This window comes from Rhizobium sp. AQ_MP (assembly GCF_014237835.1).
Taxonomy (GTDB): domain Bacteria; phylum Pseudomonadota; class Alphaproteobacteria; order Rhizobiales; family Rhizobiaceae; genus Allorhizobium.
Window position 1 is genome coordinate 238,371 of record NZ_JACJVI010000005.1, and the last position, 14,839, is coordinate 253,209.

11 protein-coding genes are annotated in these 14,839 nt (G+C 61.4%); 7 read left to right on the forward strand and 4 right to left on the reverse strand.

Going from position 1 to position 14,839, the window contains the following annotated elements:
• Positions 1 to 20: 20 nt before the first annotated feature.
• Positions 21 to 713, reverse strand: a complete 693-nt coding sequence (locus tag H6M51_RS10825) for a DUF599 domain-containing protein (protein WP_185809861.1) — start codon at positions 711 to 713, stop codon at positions 21 to 23.
• Positions 714 to 1,575: 862 nt separating this feature from the next.
• Here H6M51_RS10825 and H6M51_RS10830 point away from each other — a divergent pair.
• The 4 genes from H6M51_RS10830 to dusA all read left to right on the forward strand — a co-directional run bounded on the left by H6M51_RS10830 (position 1,576) and on the right by dusA (position 6,450).
• A complete protein-coding gene (locus H6M51_RS10830; RefSeq protein ID WP_185809862.1) occupies positions 1,576 to 2,976 on the forward strand; it encodes an L-serine ammonia-lyase in 1,401 nt (466 codons plus the stop codon).
• A 655-nt stretch (positions 2,977 to 3,631) separates the two neighbouring features.
• The gene (locus H6M51_RS10835) at positions 3,632 to 4,069 is read left to right on the forward strand and encodes a DUF1489 family protein (RefSeq protein ID WP_185809863.1); all 438 of its coding nucleotides are present in this window, start codon (positions 3,632 to 3,634) and stop codon (positions 4,067 to 4,069) included.
• A gap of 111 nt (positions 4,070 to 4,180) precedes the next feature.
• Positions 4,181 to 5,266 carry a DUF1176 domain-containing protein gene (locus H6M51_RS10840; RefSeq protein WP_185809864.1) on the forward strand — a complete coding sequence of 362 codons (1,086 nt, stop codon included), beginning with the start codon at positions 4,181 to 4,183 and terminating at the stop codon, positions 5,264 to 5,266.
• 116 nt (positions 5,267 to 5,382) lie between these two features.
• Positions 5,383 to 6,450, forward strand: coding sequence for a tRNA dihydrouridine(20/20a) synthase DusA (dusA, locus tag H6M51_RS10845; RefSeq protein ID WP_281418948.1), 1,068 nt, complete (start codon positions 5,383 to 5,385; stop codon positions 6,448 to 6,450).
• A 94-nt stretch (positions 6,451 to 6,544) separates the two neighbouring features.
• Here the strand turns inward: dusA and H6M51_RS10850 are convergent, their stop codons facing one another.
• Positions 6,545 to 6,757: a cold-shock protein gene (locus H6M51_RS10850; RefSeq protein WP_113378816.1), complete on the reverse strand. Its 213-nt coding sequence runs from the start codon at positions 6,755 to 6,757 to the stop codon at positions 6,545 to 6,547.
• A 450-nt stretch (positions 6,758 to 7,207) separates the two neighbouring features.
• On the opposite strand from H6M51_RS10850, the gene H6M51_RS10855 reads away from it, so the two are divergent.
• A complete protein-coding gene (locus H6M51_RS10855; protein WP_407073573.1) occupies positions 7,208 to 7,834 on the forward strand; it encodes a J domain-containing protein in 627 nt (208 codons plus the stop codon).
• A 323-nt stretch (positions 7,835 to 8,157) separates the two neighbouring features.
• Here H6M51_RS10855 and H6M51_RS10860 read toward each other — a convergent pair whose 3' ends face one another.
• The gene (locus H6M51_RS10860) at positions 8,158 to 8,715 is read right to left on the reverse strand and encodes a hypothetical protein (RefSeq protein WP_185809866.1); all 558 of its coding nucleotides are present in this window, start codon (positions 8,713 to 8,715) and stop codon (positions 8,158 to 8,160) included.
• Positions 8,716 to 9,833: 1,118 nt separating this feature from the next.
• On the opposite strand from H6M51_RS10860, the gene H6M51_RS10865 reads away from it, so the two are divergent.
• Positions 9,834 to 11,429, forward strand: coding sequence for a hypothetical protein (locus H6M51_RS10865; protein WP_185809867.1), 1,596 nt, complete (start codon positions 9,834 to 9,836; stop codon positions 11,427 to 11,429).
• Positions 11,426 to 11,554, forward strand: coding sequence for a hypothetical protein (locus tag H6M51_RS24845; RefSeq protein WP_281418949.1), 129 nt, complete (start codon positions 11,426 to 11,428; stop codon positions 11,552 to 11,554). The genes H6M51_RS10865 and H6M51_RS24845 overlap by 4 nt, the downstream gene beginning before the upstream one ends.
• A gap of 165 nt (positions 11,555 to 11,719) precedes the next feature.
• Here H6M51_RS24845 and uvrB read toward each other — a convergent pair whose 3' ends face one another.
• Entirely contained in the window at positions 11,720 to 14,800 is a 3,081-nt protein-coding gene (gene uvrB, locus H6M51_RS10870) for an excinuclease ABC subunit UvrB (RefSeq protein ID WP_185809868.1), read from the reverse strand.
• Positions 14,801 to 14,839: the final 39 nt, after the last annotated feature.

The window sequence follows — 14,839 nt, forward strand, 5'->3', positions numbered from 1 at the left end:
TGGCCAGCGACGCCCCGTGATCAGGTATCGCTGCTGTTGATGAGGGCAAGGCGCGCCTCGGAGAAAAACTGCCGGCGCAACAGCACGATGAAGACCAGCACGGTCGCGATCATGAAGACCCAGGGGCTCACGAACCAGCCGAGATAACCGATGGAATAGAAGATTGCTCTCAGGCCCATGTTGAAGTGGCTGGCGGCGATGATGTTCATCTGGATCGTGCGTTCCGCCGCCTCCATGGCCCGCTTCGGGTCCTTCTTGGCCTCCTCGCTCATCGGGATCGCGCCGAACAGGATGGTGCAATAGTTGAACAGACGGTAGGACCAGCCGAACTTGAAGAAGGAATAGGCAAACAGCGCGATCAGCCCGCAGACCTTGAGTTCAAATGTCGCCCGGCCGCCCTGCACGATAAACGGGATGTCCTTCAGGATCGCATCGACCTGTTCGGTCGCCCCGAGCAGCGCAAAGCAGCCACCGATGGCGAAGATCGTCGTCGACGCGAAGAAAGCCGTGCCATTCTGCAGGCCGCCCATGATCTGGGTATCGATCATCTTGAGATCGCGATTCATGGAATTCAGGATCCATTCGCGCCGCCGCTCCGCCATGGCTTTGGTCAGGCTGGTGCGTTGCCAGATGACCTGCTCGCCCGTGATGCGCGCATAGGCCACCCAGAGCAGGATGAAGAGCGCCATGGCGCAGTAGTCGACGATGGTCATGTCAGCGAATCCCTCAAGGTCCGATGGCGTGCGGCATTATCCCGTGGAGCGCCTTCTCCACAATCAGAATTAACCAATTGAAAGATATTGGCCTGAATTGGGGCGGGGCTTTGCCGGTGGTCCGAAATCCACAGTTCCGCTATCTCATTGAAATTTCGACAATCCATGCAGCCTGTGCATGCCTGCTACGCAATCTGCGCCTTCCTTTTGCCATTTTTGCAGTTGCGAACCGGCTCCGATTTTAATAGATCAGGCGTCAGAAAGCGGTCGGGGGACGGCTTTCCTGTGAATGTGTTCTCACACGGAGTTTTCATGGAAGGCAGTTTCCAGAAGTCGTGCTGGGGTGTCACATTCCGTGCCTTGATGGGCTTTGCCGGCGTTATGTGCCTGGCCTACCTTTTCGGCACGATCTGACATCCGCCACAGGCGATTGATCAAACAGCGCGGTCCTCACGGCCGCGCTGTTTGCGTTTCGGCGCTTTCGATACCATCTCCACCATGTCGCGGCCATGAAAGCCGATGTCGATTGCAAGGAGCATTCGTGTTACGCGATGCTCTAGGGTCGAAACCCAACCAGGATAGCGGTTCTGTTGGCGATGATGGGATTGAATGGAAGCAAACAAGCGCAAGGCAAGACCCATAGGTCTTGTCGAGCATTGATTGCGATCAGTCGGCCCATCATTGCCAATCCTTCGGACAAGCTCGCTCTTGTGCCTGCGGGCGTCGGAAAGGTTTGAAAATGATCAGCATTTCCTGCACCTTTCCTCCTGCTCAGTCACAAGAGTGAGCTTGCATAACCACTATCCTGATTGGGTTTCGACCCTAGCCTTTGTGCTTTCTTATCCCGCATGCGAGGAGCCCCATGTTTCTTTCGGTTTTCGACGTGTTCAAGATCGGCGTCGGCCCCTCGAGTTCCCACACCATGGGTCCGATGACGGCGGCCAACCGGTTTCTCGAGCTCATTCTCTCCGACCAGTGGCCACGTCCGGCAGGTACGCATGTCGCCGCGTTGAAGGCCAGTCTGCATGGATCGCTCGCCTATACCGGCATCGGTCACGGCACCGGCAATGCCGTCATCATCGGCCTGATGGGGGAGGCGCCTGATCGTGTCGATCCCGATCGCATGGAGACGATCATCGCGGAGGTCGAACGGACCGGCCGCGTGACGCCGCCCGGCCATCCGCCTTATATCTTCCAGCCGAAGGACGATCTCGTCTACGACAAGAAGACGCCCCTCTCGGGCCATGCCAATGGCATGCGACTGTCTGCACTCGACAGGGACGGGCGCGTCCTGCTCACCCAGATCTATTATTCCATCGGCGGCGGCTTCGTCGTCACCGATACCGAGCTTCTCGCCATGCAGAAGCAGAAGAAGCAGGCCTCTAGCCAGAAGGTGCCCTATCCCTTTGCGTCGGCAAAGGAGATGCTGGCCATGGCTGCGTCCTCAGGCCTGTCGATTGCCCAGATGAAGCGGGCGAATGAGGAAGTGGTCCGCAGCCCCGAGGAGCTCGATGCCGGTCTCGACCGGATCTGGGATGCCATGTCGAGCTGCATCGATCGCGGTCTGCGCCAGGAAGGCCAGCTACCGGGTGGCTTGAAGGTCCGCCGCCGGGCCAAATCGATCCACGACAAGCTGCAGGAAGAATGGCGCTCCAACCGCCTCAATCCCGTTCTCGCCAATGACTGGCTCTCCGTCTATGCCATGGCGGTCAACGAGGAGAATGCCGCCGGTGGCCGTGTCGTGACCTCGCCGACCAATGGGGCAGCCGGTGTCGTTCCGGCGACCATCCGCTACTACCTGCATTTCCATCCCGATGCCGACCAGCAAGGCATCCGGGACTATCTGCTGACGGCAGCAGCCATCGGCGGGATCATCAAGCACAATGCCTCGATTTCTGGCGCGGAAGTCGGCTGTCAGGGCGAGGTCGGTTCGGCCTCGGCCATGGCCGCCGCCGGTCTGGCTGCGGTCATGGGCGGCACGCCGGAGCAGATTGAAAATGCTGCCGAAATTGCGCTCGAACATCATCTCGGCATGACCTGCGACCCGGTCGCCGGCCTCGTGCAGGTACCCTGCATCGAGCGCAACGCGCTCGGCGCCGTCAAGGCCGTCACCGCCGCGTCCCTGGCCTTGAAGGGCGACGGCCAGCATTTCGTGCCGCTGGATGCCGCGATCGAAACCATGCGCCAGACCGGCAACGACATGAACGAGAAATACAAGGAAACCTCGCTCGGCGGGTTGGCCGTCAACGTTGTCGAATGTTGATACGGAGTCACTCGATCTTCGGTGAAAACTGATGCATGCGATGATTGTCTTGCTGAGCAAGCTTAGAGCCTCTCTGGATGGGAAGCTCTTTGAAAACTGTTACGCCTGCAGACTGCTGTTGGATCTTGTTTGGATATGCCTCGGAATTCTCGGAATGTATTTCGCAGTCTATAGATTTTTAGAGTCGTGAGAGAATTCTCGGCGGTCTGTCGGTCTGAATCGTACAAAGCAGATTCGTGAAACCTCTGAGAATTAGAGTAGGGATGATGCATGCAATATTCGTCTTGATAAGCAAAATTAATGATTTTATTGATAAGAGAATTTTAAACGACTGCGTGAATTGCAGGGTGGCTTTGGATTATGCTTTGGTGGTTTTTGGCGTAATCGTGTTGTACTATAAGGTTGCATCTGTTTGGGGGGGTAAACGAAGTGGCAATGCTTCAATCCGGCGTTGCGTAAAGGAGCTGGAGATCGGTCCGAGGAGCAATCGAGATCGCACTCCAGATCCAGATTCGTGCTGGTTTCCAGGGCTTCATTCTCAACAGCATGTGAGACATTCTCCCCGCGGCCCTTACGCCACCGAATCTGTTGAGCACATCACCTCTGCGACACCCCGGCCCTTGACCCGCCGCAGGGACAGGCTATCTCGGATGTCATGGCACTGCATCTCCTCAAGCTCTGCGTCGGAGCCGACTCCATCGATGATCTGCGCGACTGGGTCGCCGAACGCTGCCTCGTGGCGGTTGCAGCGGGTCTGGAGCCGCATTCCTCGCATGTCACCCGCATGGTCCCGAAGCGAACGGAAGAATTGCTTGATGGCGGATCGCTCTACTGGATCATCAAGGGCCAGCTTTCGGCCCGTCAGAAGCTGCTTGATATCAAGACCTTCACCGGTGGCGATGGCATTACGCGCTGTGAGCTGATCCTCGGACCCGAAGTCATCGAGGTGGCGCCGGCACCGCGCCGCCCGTTCCAGGGCTGGCGCTATCTGGAGGCGGATGCGGCGCCCCGCGACCTGTCAGCCTCCGGCGCCAATATCGAGAACATGCCCGACGATCTGAAGCGGGAACTCGCGGAACTCGGCCTGCTCTGAAGCCGACACGCGCTCAGGCTGCTTGTGCAAATCAGGCTCGCCCGCTAGCCTCGCCATCGGGGATCGCCGTGCCGCTGGGGCCAGACGTGTGATCCGGGATCCGGGGGGATCATGAAATTTCTGTTGTTGCCGTGCCTGGCGTTTTCGCTTCTTGCGACCGCCGCTTCTTCCGTTCGCGCGGAGGAGCCGTCCATCGATCTGAAGCTTTTTGGGAAACACGAGATCGAAGGCGGCTTGAGCACCTGCCATCTCGCCTTCTGGCAGAGCAACAAGGATCCCGACACCGACAAATACGCCTATCTGATCTACATGCCCTACGACAAGGATGGCGTCGAGATGCAGGCGGTCGTCGAAATCGGCAAGGAAAAGATCGCGCTCAATGAAAGTGCACGCGGCGATTTCGATCCGCCGTCGCGGCTCGGTTACCGGCTCTATTCCAGTGTCGACCATGAGACGCATGTGCTTGTGCGGATCGAGGAGGCCGTTGTCACCGGCTCGCTGCAGACGATCGGCAAGGCGACGGTGACCGTGGTGCGGCCGGATCTTCCCCCATTTGTTGCGGGCGCCAAGGGAGTGATCGGTTGCCCTGGAGGATCTGAACCTGAGACGGCTGCGGCGCCTGCCGAACAGGTTTCCGATGAGGGCGCCGCCGCGGGCGGTGCGTCGCCCTATACCGGACCTGTCGGTCTGCCGCTTGCGCCGCCGGTCCTGCTTGCTTCGACAAATGAGGTACCTGCTGCCGTGCGGCGCGAGATTGCGACCTATGCGCCGGATCAATGCAGCGAGCCTGATACGCTGGCCTATCCCGGCCAGCGCTATGGCCTGTCCGGCAGTTTCATTCTCTGGGAAGTACCGTGTTTCCTCGGTGCGTACCAGGGGACCAGCATCTTCGCGATCACCCAGGATCCGCCTTCCGACTGGGCGACGATGCTGAGCCTGCCCAATCCGCCGGCGCTCGAGGGCGAGAACAATGCCCAGATGATGAACCCGGAGGTCTTTGCCGAGAAGGGCGTGTTTCTCTCGACCTCGCTCGGGCGCGGCGAGGGGGATTGCGGCACCTATCAGGTTTTCCGCCTGATGGATGCGCCGGGCGAGACCTTCGAATTCCAGCTGATGGAGTATCGCGAGAAAATCGAATGCGACGGCGTGCAAAGCGAGCCATCCGAATGGCCGCTGCAGTTCTCAGCCGGGGAGTGAGGCTGCGTTTGGCGCGTTGAAGCGCCGAGCGCCTCAAATTGTGCGCCTCTAAGCTGATCCGAAGCCTTGTGGGTCGATGGTGTCCTTTACGGCAAAAGCGTGCTATGGGCGCGGCCATGACGACGGTACCCGACTTCCTGACCCGCGCCATTCCCGGTCCCGCCCCCTATGGGCGGGCGGTGTTTGCCGTTGCACCTATGATCGACTGGACGGATCGGCATTGTCGCTTCTTCCATCGCCAGCTTTCGGCCCGCGCGTTGCTCTATACCGAGATGGTGGTGGCCGATGCGATCATTCATGGGCCGCGGGAGAAGCTCTTGTCGTTCAGCGATGCCGAACATCCGGTGGCGCTGCAGCTCGGCGGGTCGGATCCGGCAAAGCTTGTCGAGGCGGTGAAGATCGCGGCCGATTACGGCTATGACGAGATCAACCTCAATGTCGGATGCCCGTCGGACCGTGTGCAGTCGGGGACCTTCGGGGCTTGCCTGATGCAGACGCCGGAGGTGGTCGAGGCCTGTGTGGGCGCGATGAAAAAGGTGGCGACGGTGCCGGTGACCGTCAAGTGCCGGATCGGGGTGGACGAGCAGGAGCCGTCGGAGGTGCTGCCCGATTTTCTGGCCCGGATGATCGGGGCGGGCGCCGAGGCGATCTGGATCCATGCCCGCAAGGCCTGGCTGAAGGGGCTTTCGCCGAAGGAAAACCGGGAAATTCCGCCGCTGGATTACGAACTCGTCACCCGGATGAAGCGGGAAAATCCCGGTGTTTTCCTCGGCATCAATGGCGGGATCACCGATCTCGATCAGGCGGTTTCCCATCTCAGCGTCATGGACGGGGTGATGCTCGGGCGGGCGAGCTATCACAATGCGACGCTTTTGACCGAGGTCGATGCCCGCATCTATGGCGAAGCGGCTGTTTCGGTCGACTGGGACCGGGTGCGTGATGCGATGATCGGTTATGCGGAGCGGGTGATCGCTTCGGGCGGACGGCTCAACCATGTGACGCGGCATATGGTCGGGCTGTTCCAGGGCTATGCCGGGGCGCGCCGCTACCGGCAGATCCTGTCGTCTGAGGCGACGAAGCCGGGTGTTTCGCCGGATCTGATCGCCGAGGCCTTTGCGGCGGTCGACATTGCCAGCGGGCCTAAGACACAGGGTACGTCCAGCGCTTCTGCCGCTGCGGAGTAAGTCCTAGCGCGGCATTTCGGCGTTTTTCTGGACGGCGTTTTTCTGGTCCTGGAAACGAAAATGGCGTCCCGGGGGACGCCATTCGAAATCTTGATCAGGCAGCCTGGATGTTGACGGCCTTGGGGCCCTTGCCCATGCGGTCCGGCTCGGTGTCGAAGGTGACCTGCTGGCCGTCCTTCAGGGTCTGGAGACCCGATGCCTGCAGCGCGGAGATGTGGACGAAGACGTCCTTTGCGCCGCCTTCCGGGGTGATGAAGCCGAAGCCCTTGTCCTGGTTGAAGAATTTAACGGTGCCCTTGGTGGCCATGGGAGAGTTCCTTATTCCCGTGTTGTCGTCTGCGCCGCGGCCGGCGGACCGGAAGCGGCAAGGTAAAGTTCCGCCGAAACGGAACCGTCGAGTGGTCGCGATAACGGGGAAAGAACGTCTACCGGCGGGAGAAAGCCCCCAATGACCGCGCGGGCGGTCGATACAAGTCAGTCCAGTCTCCGGGATCAGTGGTGCCCGAACGTCGAAAGAGGTAGGGTCATTTCGGAATCTTGGCAAGTACGAAAAGTCACAGTCTGGCCGACAAAATCGTCTCAACGGGCTGAAATCCTTGGGAATTAAGGGGTGGTACCGTTTCCATGCCGAGCCCGGTCGTGCAGCCCGAGCCTGACCGCCGCCACAATCGCGACCGGGGACAGAGACGTGTTCCGTCTTGAAGCAGCCGCCATCCGGGTTTAGGGGAGAGGTGGCTGGGCGCGGGAGTGGATGAGTATGGCGAAGACGGGTGCCGCAGTGATCGACCCTTACGAGCTCCTGGGCGTGGCCCGCGATGCCGACGAGGCCGCCATCAAGGCCGCCTATCGCAAGGTGGCGAAGACCGCCCATCCGGATGCCGGCGGCGATGCCGAGGCTTTTGCCAAAATCTCCGCCTGCTACGAGCTGCTCAAGGATCCCGTGCGCCGCCGGGTGTTCGACGACACCGGTTACGATCCGCAGCTTGCCGAGCCCGCCGACCTCAAGGGGCTGATGGTGCTGGAAACGCTGATCAACGACATGATCCTCGACGAGCGCGAGCCGGGCAGTTTCGATCCGGTCGCCGGGCTGCGCCGCAAGCTCACCGACGACATCCTCAAATGCCGCTTCCACATTCTCGAGCTGGAGCGCCACCGGGCCCGCGTGCGCAAGCATCTCGACCGGCTCGGCCGCCGGCCCGACACCGACGTGCTCGGCTCGATGCTGCGGGCGCGGGCGCAATCGATCACCGATGCGATCAAGGCTTCGGATGCGCAGATCGCCGCGATCGAGCGGGCCTATTCCATGCTCGAGGGCTATTCCTACGAGATGGAGCCGTTGCCGGCCGAGATCGAGGCCGAGGATCTGCCGAAGGCGGCGGAGTAGAGAAGCTTTTCCCCTCCCAAACCCTCCCCACAACTCTCCCCACGGGTGTGGGGAGGGCTTAACCCGCCGGCCCTGATCGCGGGTGCCCTTGCCTGCGGCATCCCCCCCTCTGTCGGCTGCGCCGACATCTCCCCCACAGGTGGGGAAAGTGGAGGCCTCGTGCTTCGACGGGTGCCACCGTCCCCTTGAGGGGGAGGGTCGGGCCGCAGCTCCGGGGTGGGGTGACCACCTGTCCGGAGATCCGCTGTCGCCCAGCCTCGTCTCGCCCCCACCCGCCGCTTTGCGGCGACCTCCCCACTCAAAGGGGAGGTGGGTGTGCGGCGTCATGCGTGCGGTCCCTGGGCAGCCTGGCATGACGCATCCTGCGCCACGGGCCGGACGGCGGCGGGGGGATTTGCGGCCGGGCGCTTCTCGGGCTCGGGCTGGCGCCAGAGGCGGTCGCAGAGGGCGGTCACTTCCGGGGCGGGGTCGCTGGCATGCCAGGCGGCGAGCGCCGCCCTTTCGCTCGCCGGATGCGGGCCGGGGCGGGTGTGGATGCGCGCAACGATCGCCAGCGCCTGGCGCAGGTGATTGGCCGCCTCTCTGTCCTCGGGCCATGTGCCGGGGGCGGTGCTGTCGTCCAGGGGCGGGAGCAGGTCGGCGGCCAGGGCCTGGAACTGCCGGCGTGCCTCGGGTTTGGCGCGGAGGGCGCAAGGTGGCAGCCTTTCGTCAGCGTTCAGCGGGTCGTTAGGCCGAAGCGCTGGGCCGCTGCAGTATCGGCTGCGCCGGCATTGGCGCCGTGGGCAGCGCCGCGGCAGGCCGCGTTTGTCGAAGGTTTCGCGCAGCAGGCGCAGCGTGAGTGGTTCGGGGCCGGGGGTATCTCGGGTTTGTCGGTCTGGCATGTCGGGCTCCTTTCGGTGATGAGGGAATTGGCGAAATAGGGAAATTCGGAAGGGGCGGGGCCCATCTCCCCCCTTGCGGGGGAGAAAGCGATTTCGATGAATTGGCCCGATCAGGGCCAAACATCAGAAATCGCAAGAGGGGGGCTCGGTCAGGGGAGTGCCCACGAAACTGGGCCCCTCTCTTGGAAAATCTGAAGTTTAGGCGGCTTGCGCTCGCCTAAGCCTTCGATTTTCCGTTCTCCCCCTCAAGGGGGGAGATAAAGCCTCGCATGCTTCGCCACCGGTCGGATCTTCATCCTCCGGGTGGGGCATTCAAGTCTCGGACGAGGCGCCAGAAGCAACCTGTCTAAGTAGTTTATGTGGCTCCTTCCGGCGCCTCGTTCGGCGTCTATTCCCGCTGCATGCGTCTCTCTGGCAAGGCGGCGACGGTCTTCGGGTCAGGCCCGAGGATGACCGGGCGTAGGGTCCGGCTTTGACAGAGTCCCCTCGAAGAAGTGTCTGCCAGAGCCTGGCCGGTGGCCCGGGAGGTTCCCGCCGGATGGTGCACCATTCCGACCGGGACCCTCGCCCGGGGGATGCGGCCATGGTCATTGGCGACCTCGGTCCTCATCCCCGCCGTTTGTTTCGCCCCGCTGTCTGGGTGTTCGCGACAGCGCGGGCGCCTTGTCTGTGTGCCTCTGAGGCACGTCCTTCCGATCAGGGTATCCAGGTTCTGGGGACATCCGACCCCATCACCCTCGTCAAGCCCTTCGTCCGGAGGGAGACCGTTGCAGCGGGCCGGGACTTCAGGTCTGCGACAACCCTCCACCCCGGCGCCGGCCCCGCCTCGCCTGACATCGCATCGTCAGGTGTATCCGAGGGCGGGACGGGGATTAGGATAAGAGGGTGGAAATGGGCGGGGATGAAAAAATGTGTGGGGGTTTGATTTTGTTGGAGGATTTTTGGAATTCATCCCCCTTGCCAGAACCTCAAAGGCAGAAAGTTCCACTGTCTGCCGAAACACGATGCACTGGAGAACAAAAAAAGTCGCCGATCCTTGATCCCGCCAAGAATGGAACGGCTCGCAATTGGGTTGAATAGCATTATTCTTTCTCCCAATGATGGAGGAGGTCTTTGGCATGCTTTCAGTGGCTCAGGTTACTAAGTCGCGCCTAGTGCTTGCGACAGGCGGATGCGTAAAGCAGAAGGCCACTCCGATTGAGACATTCGAGAATGTGCGGCATCACATCATGCGCTATGTTTCTCGTAAAATTAGCGGCCTTCCTCAAGACCTTAAACTATTGGAATCTTACGAGAACATTGACGGCAGTGTCACGACGTCGTCGCTTGCAACCGATGCGGGATCAATTTGGATAGTGCGTTTCAGCGAGCCCGATGAAGGGACCCCAGGGCGCTCTTGGGTCGTGGAACTCAGCGTTGGGATGTTTGATAGCGAGGTGCTGCTAGGGTGCCGGTTGTACTGCTACTCTCGCAATTACGATTTCGACTTTGAGCGATCCGTCCCGCGCGGGGTTCGCGCGATTGTGGAGAGCATCGGCTTATCGGAGTACGGTGTGTCGCTTAAGTCTGTAGCCGCAAAGATCGAAACTGAAGCGGACGTGGGCTTCCTAACTAAGTTAATCAAGAACCCCGCAAGATGGCGAAACGTCGTAGTGATCTCCAGTGACGAGGGTAATCGAACGCTTGTCGATGCGGATCGGCTGGCGAAGAGCATGAGTGGAGTCGCGCACGTTTACACCATCACTCCACAGGCATCTTATCTATTGTCCGCAGTCATCGGTAGAGAGCTGTCTGTATTCGATAGAGGTTTGCGCATATACCGCCCCGCGTTTTCTGACTTTGATGACAAGTCGCAGCACCCATTGGTGCTGCGGCGTCAGCTAGTAAGTGCGTCAGATGTTCAGCATGGCGGGTATGAGTACTGGATCAAGGAGCTATGTTTTCAGGCTTCAGTAGAGCGAAAGGACCTTGCTCAAAGGGTCCCGAGCTTTGTCGATGTTCGGCTTGCCGCTTCCATGGTACACCTTAATTCTCTAACTGGAGCAGGAGGCGCCAAAGCGGAGGAGGTTATTTCCGCCGAGCGCAGAGCTAGAATGGCTGCCGAAACTCAGGCGGAACAATCGTTTTCGCTTGCTGTTCAAGAAGAAGAGCTTCGAGCAGAGGTGGAGCTGCAGCGTGATAGTTATCGGTCGCAATTACTTGCCGCACAGAGTCGTATTGAAGCTTTGGAAGCTCGGCTGGTTTCAGCGGGAAAACTTGCGGAGATTGGGGAGCGGCCAAGCAGCTACTCGGACATCCCCGAGTGGGTCGAAACCAATTTTGCAGGTAAGTTGATTCTACATTCACGTGTGCAGCGGGGATTGAAATCAGCCGTCTTTGAGGATCTGAATATCGTATGTGACACCTTATCCTTGCTTGCAAACGAGTATCGTCAAGTCTGCTTGGGGCAGATGAGAAAAGATGAATTTGAGCAAATTCTGCGTGAAAAACACCTTGATATGAGCGGTTCCATTAGTGAGAGTAGGGCAAGAGAATATGGCGACGAATATTATGTCCAGTGGGGAGGAAAAAAAGAGTTCCTGCACGGCCATGTGCAAAAGGGAAATTCTCGCGAGGAGCGCTACTGCTTACGAATATACTTCTTTTGGAGCCCGCGCGACGGGATCGTCGTAGTTGGTTGGTTGCCTTCACACCTAAAGAATAGATTGTCGTGAGTTCTTGGATATCTGCTTATGTCCGCGACAACAGCCACACCAACCCGACCACCAGCGCCACCGCCACACCCCGCACAAGCCATCTCACACTGCGGGAGCGGCTGCGCCAGCCGGCGGTCATGTAACTGAGGATATCAGAAAGCAGGGCTGCGAGGTCTTGCATTGGGATCCGCGAGTGGTGTCCGTTGAAGTTGCACTCTGCCCCTCCCTAACCCTCCCCACAAGGGGGAGGGGATGCCCCTCATCCGCCCTTCGGGCACCTTCTCCCCGTAAACGGGGAGAAGGAGGGGTCAGCGCCCCGGCCGTCCCGTCTTGCCCTTGGTGCGGCCCTTGCGCTTGAGGTCCATCGGATCCTCGTAGGAGCCGGCGCCAGCGCGGGCGCGGATGATGGGGCGGGGGTCGTCGGAAACCCTTGAGCCTGGGGTACCCCCCTCTGTCGCCTGCGGCGACATCTCCCCCACAGGGGGGGAGAGCGGGCTGCGGGCCGGCTCGGGCTTCGGCTTTTCCGGGATCTTGCCGGTGACCGGTTTTTCGGTGCGGCCGACGGTCATTTCGTCGAGAGTGTTCTTGCGGAAGTAGGAGCTTCCCGCGCCGGATGTCGGCATGGGGACCGCGCCGTCGGCGCCCATGTCGTCGAGATGGGGTTTGGAGAAATAGCTGCCCTTGCCCTGCGGAGCGCCGGATTTGTTGCGGCCGGAGGGGGAGATGCGGGGTGCGCTTGAGGTTGGGGTACCCCCCTCTGTCCTGCCGGACATCTCCCCCTCAAGGGGGGAGATCGATGTGGGGCCGGTGTTGCGGCCCTTGCCGCCTTCCACCGCCTTCGCCTCTTGCTTGGCGATCGGGTCGTCCATGGCGGCGAGTTCGGCGGCCTTGAGGCGTTTGATTTCGTCGCGCAGGCGGGCGGCCTTTTCGAAGTCGAGGTCGGCGGCGGCGTCGCGCATGTCCTTTTCCAGCGCGTTGAGATGGGCCTGGAGATTGTTGCCGACGAGGTGGCCGCCATCGGCGAAACCCTTGCCGGAGACGCCGGAGATATCGGCGCGGACGTGGTCGCGCTCGTAGACCGAGTCGAGGATGTCGGAGATGCGGGCCTTGACCGATTCCGGCGTGATGCCGTGTTCGATGTTGTAGGCCATCTGCTTTTCGCGGCGGCGGGCGGTCTCGTCCATGGCGCGCTGCATGGAGCCGGTGATCTGGTCGGCATAGAGGATGACCTTGCCGTCGACGTTTCGCGCGGCGCGGCCGATGGTCTGGATGAGCGAGGTTTCCGAGCGGAGGAAACCTTCCTTGTCGGCATCGAGGATGGCGACGAAGCCGCATTCGGGGATGTCGAGGCCCTCGCGCAGCAGGTTGATGCCGACGAGCACGTCGAAGGCGCCGAGGCGCAAGTCGCGGATGATCTCGATGCGCTCCAGCGTGTCGATGTCGGAATGCATGTAGCGGACGCGCACGCCCTGTTCATGCAGGTATTCGGTCAAGTCCTCGGCCATGCGTTTGGTGAGCACGGTGACGAGGGTGCGGTAACCCTTCTGCGCGGTTTCGCGGATCTCGCCGAGCACGTCGTCGACCTGGGTCTTGGCCGAGCGGATCTCGACCGGCGGGTCGATCAGGCCCGTGGGGCGGATGACCTGTTCGGCAAAGACGCCACCGGCCGCTTCCATCTCCCAATTGCCGGGGGTGGCGGAGACGGCGACCGTCTGCGGGCGCATGGCGTCCCATTCCTCGAAGCGCAAGGGGCGGTTGTCCATGCAGGAGGGCAGGCGGAAGCCGTATTCGGCGAGCGTCGCCTTGCGGCGGAAGTCGCCGCGATACATGCCGCCGATCTGCGGGATGGTGACGTGGCTCTCGTCGATGAAGATCAGGGCGTTGTCGGGGATGTATTCGAAGAGCGTCGGCGGCGGCTCGCCGGGCTTGCGGCCGGTGAGGTAGCGGGAATAGTTCTCGATGCCGGCGCAGGAGCCGGTGGCTTCGAGCATTTCGATATCGTATTTCGTGCGCTGTTCGAGGCGCTGGGCTTCGAGCAGGCGGCCGGCGCTCTCGAGCTCGGCGAGGCGGTGCCTGAGCTCGTCCTTGATCGACTTGATGGCGCCGTTCAGCGTCGGGCGCGGGGTCACGTAGTGGCTGTTGGCGTAGATCTTCACCGACTTCATCTCGCCGGTCTTCTTGCCGGTGAGCGGATCGAATTCGGTGATGCTCTCGATCTCGTCGCCGAACAGCGTGATGCGCCAGGCGGCATCTTCCAGGTGGGCGGGGAAGATTTCGATCGTATCGCCGCGCACCCGGAAGGAGCCGCGGACGAAGTTGATCTCCTGGCGCTTGTATTGCTGGGCGACGAGGTCGGCGAGCAGCTGGCGCTGGTCGATGCGGTCGCCGACCTGCATCTGGAAGGTCATGGCGGTGTAGGTTTCGACCGAGCCGATACCATAGATGCAGGAGACGGAGGCGACGATGATGCAGTCGTCGCGCTCCAGGATGGCGCGGGTGGCGGCGTGGCGCATGCGGTCGATCTGTTCGTTGATCGAACTCTCCTTCTCGATGAAGGTATCCGAGCGCGGCACATAGGCTTCCGGCTGGTAGTAGTCGTAATAGGAGACGAAATATTCGACCGCATTGTCGGGGAAGAAGTTCTTGAACTCGGAATAGAGCTGGGCGGCGAGCGTCTTGTTCGGCGCCAGGATGACGGCCGGGCGCTGGGTTTCCTCGATCACCTTGGCCATGGTGAAGGTCTTGCCCGAGCCGGTGACGCCGAGCAGGACCTGGGACCGCTCGCCGGAATTCAGGCCCTCGACAAGGTCGCGGATGGCGGTCGGCTGGTCGCCGGCGGGCTTGTAGTCGGAGGCCATGCGGATGGCGACGCCGCCTTCGGATTTCGCCGGGCGATGCGGGCGGTGGGGCACCCAGAGCTCGCCGTTCTTGAAGAGCGGATTGCCGCTCTCGATCAGCTTCGAGAGGGCCTCGACCGTGGCGGTGACGGCGCCGGTGGCGAGCGACTGGGCTTCCTCGAGCGAGACGTCCATGCCGGCGATCGGATTGAGGCCGGCCGCGGCGCGGGTCTTCGGGTCCGAGGAGGCGCCGATCGAGACGCCGCGGGAGGTTTTGGAGGCGGTGGTGTTTTTCGCCGTGGTGGATTTCTGCGCTTTTTCGAGCGCCACCTTCTCGGCGTGCTTGCGCGCCTCTACCTCGATCTTCTTGCGGTGCTTGCCGGCCTTGGAGGCCAGTTCGCGCTGGCTCTCGACCGTCGAGGCCTCGGCCTCGGCCTCCAATTGCTTCACCCAGTCGGAGACGGAGCCGGAGAGCGGCGCGCCTTCGAACGGAGTTTGCGGGGCTTCCTCGAAACGATCAGAGGGGGCGGAGGATTTGGGAGATCTGGCCATGCCCGGAATATGGAGAAGGGCGGCGGCAAAGGGAAGGGG

Excerpts from the sequence above, each read along its gene's own strand:
- H6M51_RS10855 (WP_407073573.1), top strand. The coding sequence starts at position 7,208 with ATGGCGAAGACGGGTGCCGCAGTGATCGACCCTTACGAGCTCCTGGGC.
- dusA (WP_281418948.1), top strand. The coding sequence starts at position 5,383 with ATGACGACGGTACCCGACTTCCTGACCCGCGCCATTCCCGGTCCCGCC.
- H6M51_RS10850 (WP_113378816.1), bottom strand. The coding sequence starts at position 6,757 with ATGGCCACCAAGGGCACCGTTAAATTCTTCAACCAGGACAAGGGCTTC.
- H6M51_RS10825 (WP_185809861.1), bottom strand. The coding sequence starts at position 713 with ATGACCATCGTCGACTACTGCGCCATGGCGCTCTTCATCCTGCTCTGG.
- uvrB (WP_185809868.1), bottom strand. The coding sequence starts at position 14,800 with ATGGCCAGATCTCCCAAATCCTCCGCCCCCTCTGATCGTTTCGAGGAA.
- H6M51_RS10865 (WP_185809867.1), top strand. The coding sequence starts at position 9,834 with ATGCTTTCAGTGGCTCAGGTTACTAAGTCGCGCCTAGTGCTTGCGACA.
- H6M51_RS10835 (WP_185809863.1), top strand. The coding sequence starts at position 3,632 with ATGGCACTGCATCTCCTCAAGCTCTGCGTCGGAGCCGACTCCATCGAT.
- H6M51_RS10840 (WP_185809864.1), top strand. The coding sequence starts at position 4,181 with ATGAAATTTCTGTTGTTGCCGTGCCTGGCGTTTTCGCTTCTTGCGACC.
- H6M51_RS10860 (WP_185809866.1), bottom strand. The coding sequence starts at position 8,715 with ATGCCAGACCGACAAACCCGAGATACCCCCGGCCCCGAACCACTCACG.
- H6M51_RS10830 (WP_185809862.1), top strand. The coding sequence starts at position 1,576 with ATGTTTCTTTCGGTTTTCGACGTGTTCAAGATCGGCGTCGGCCCCTCG.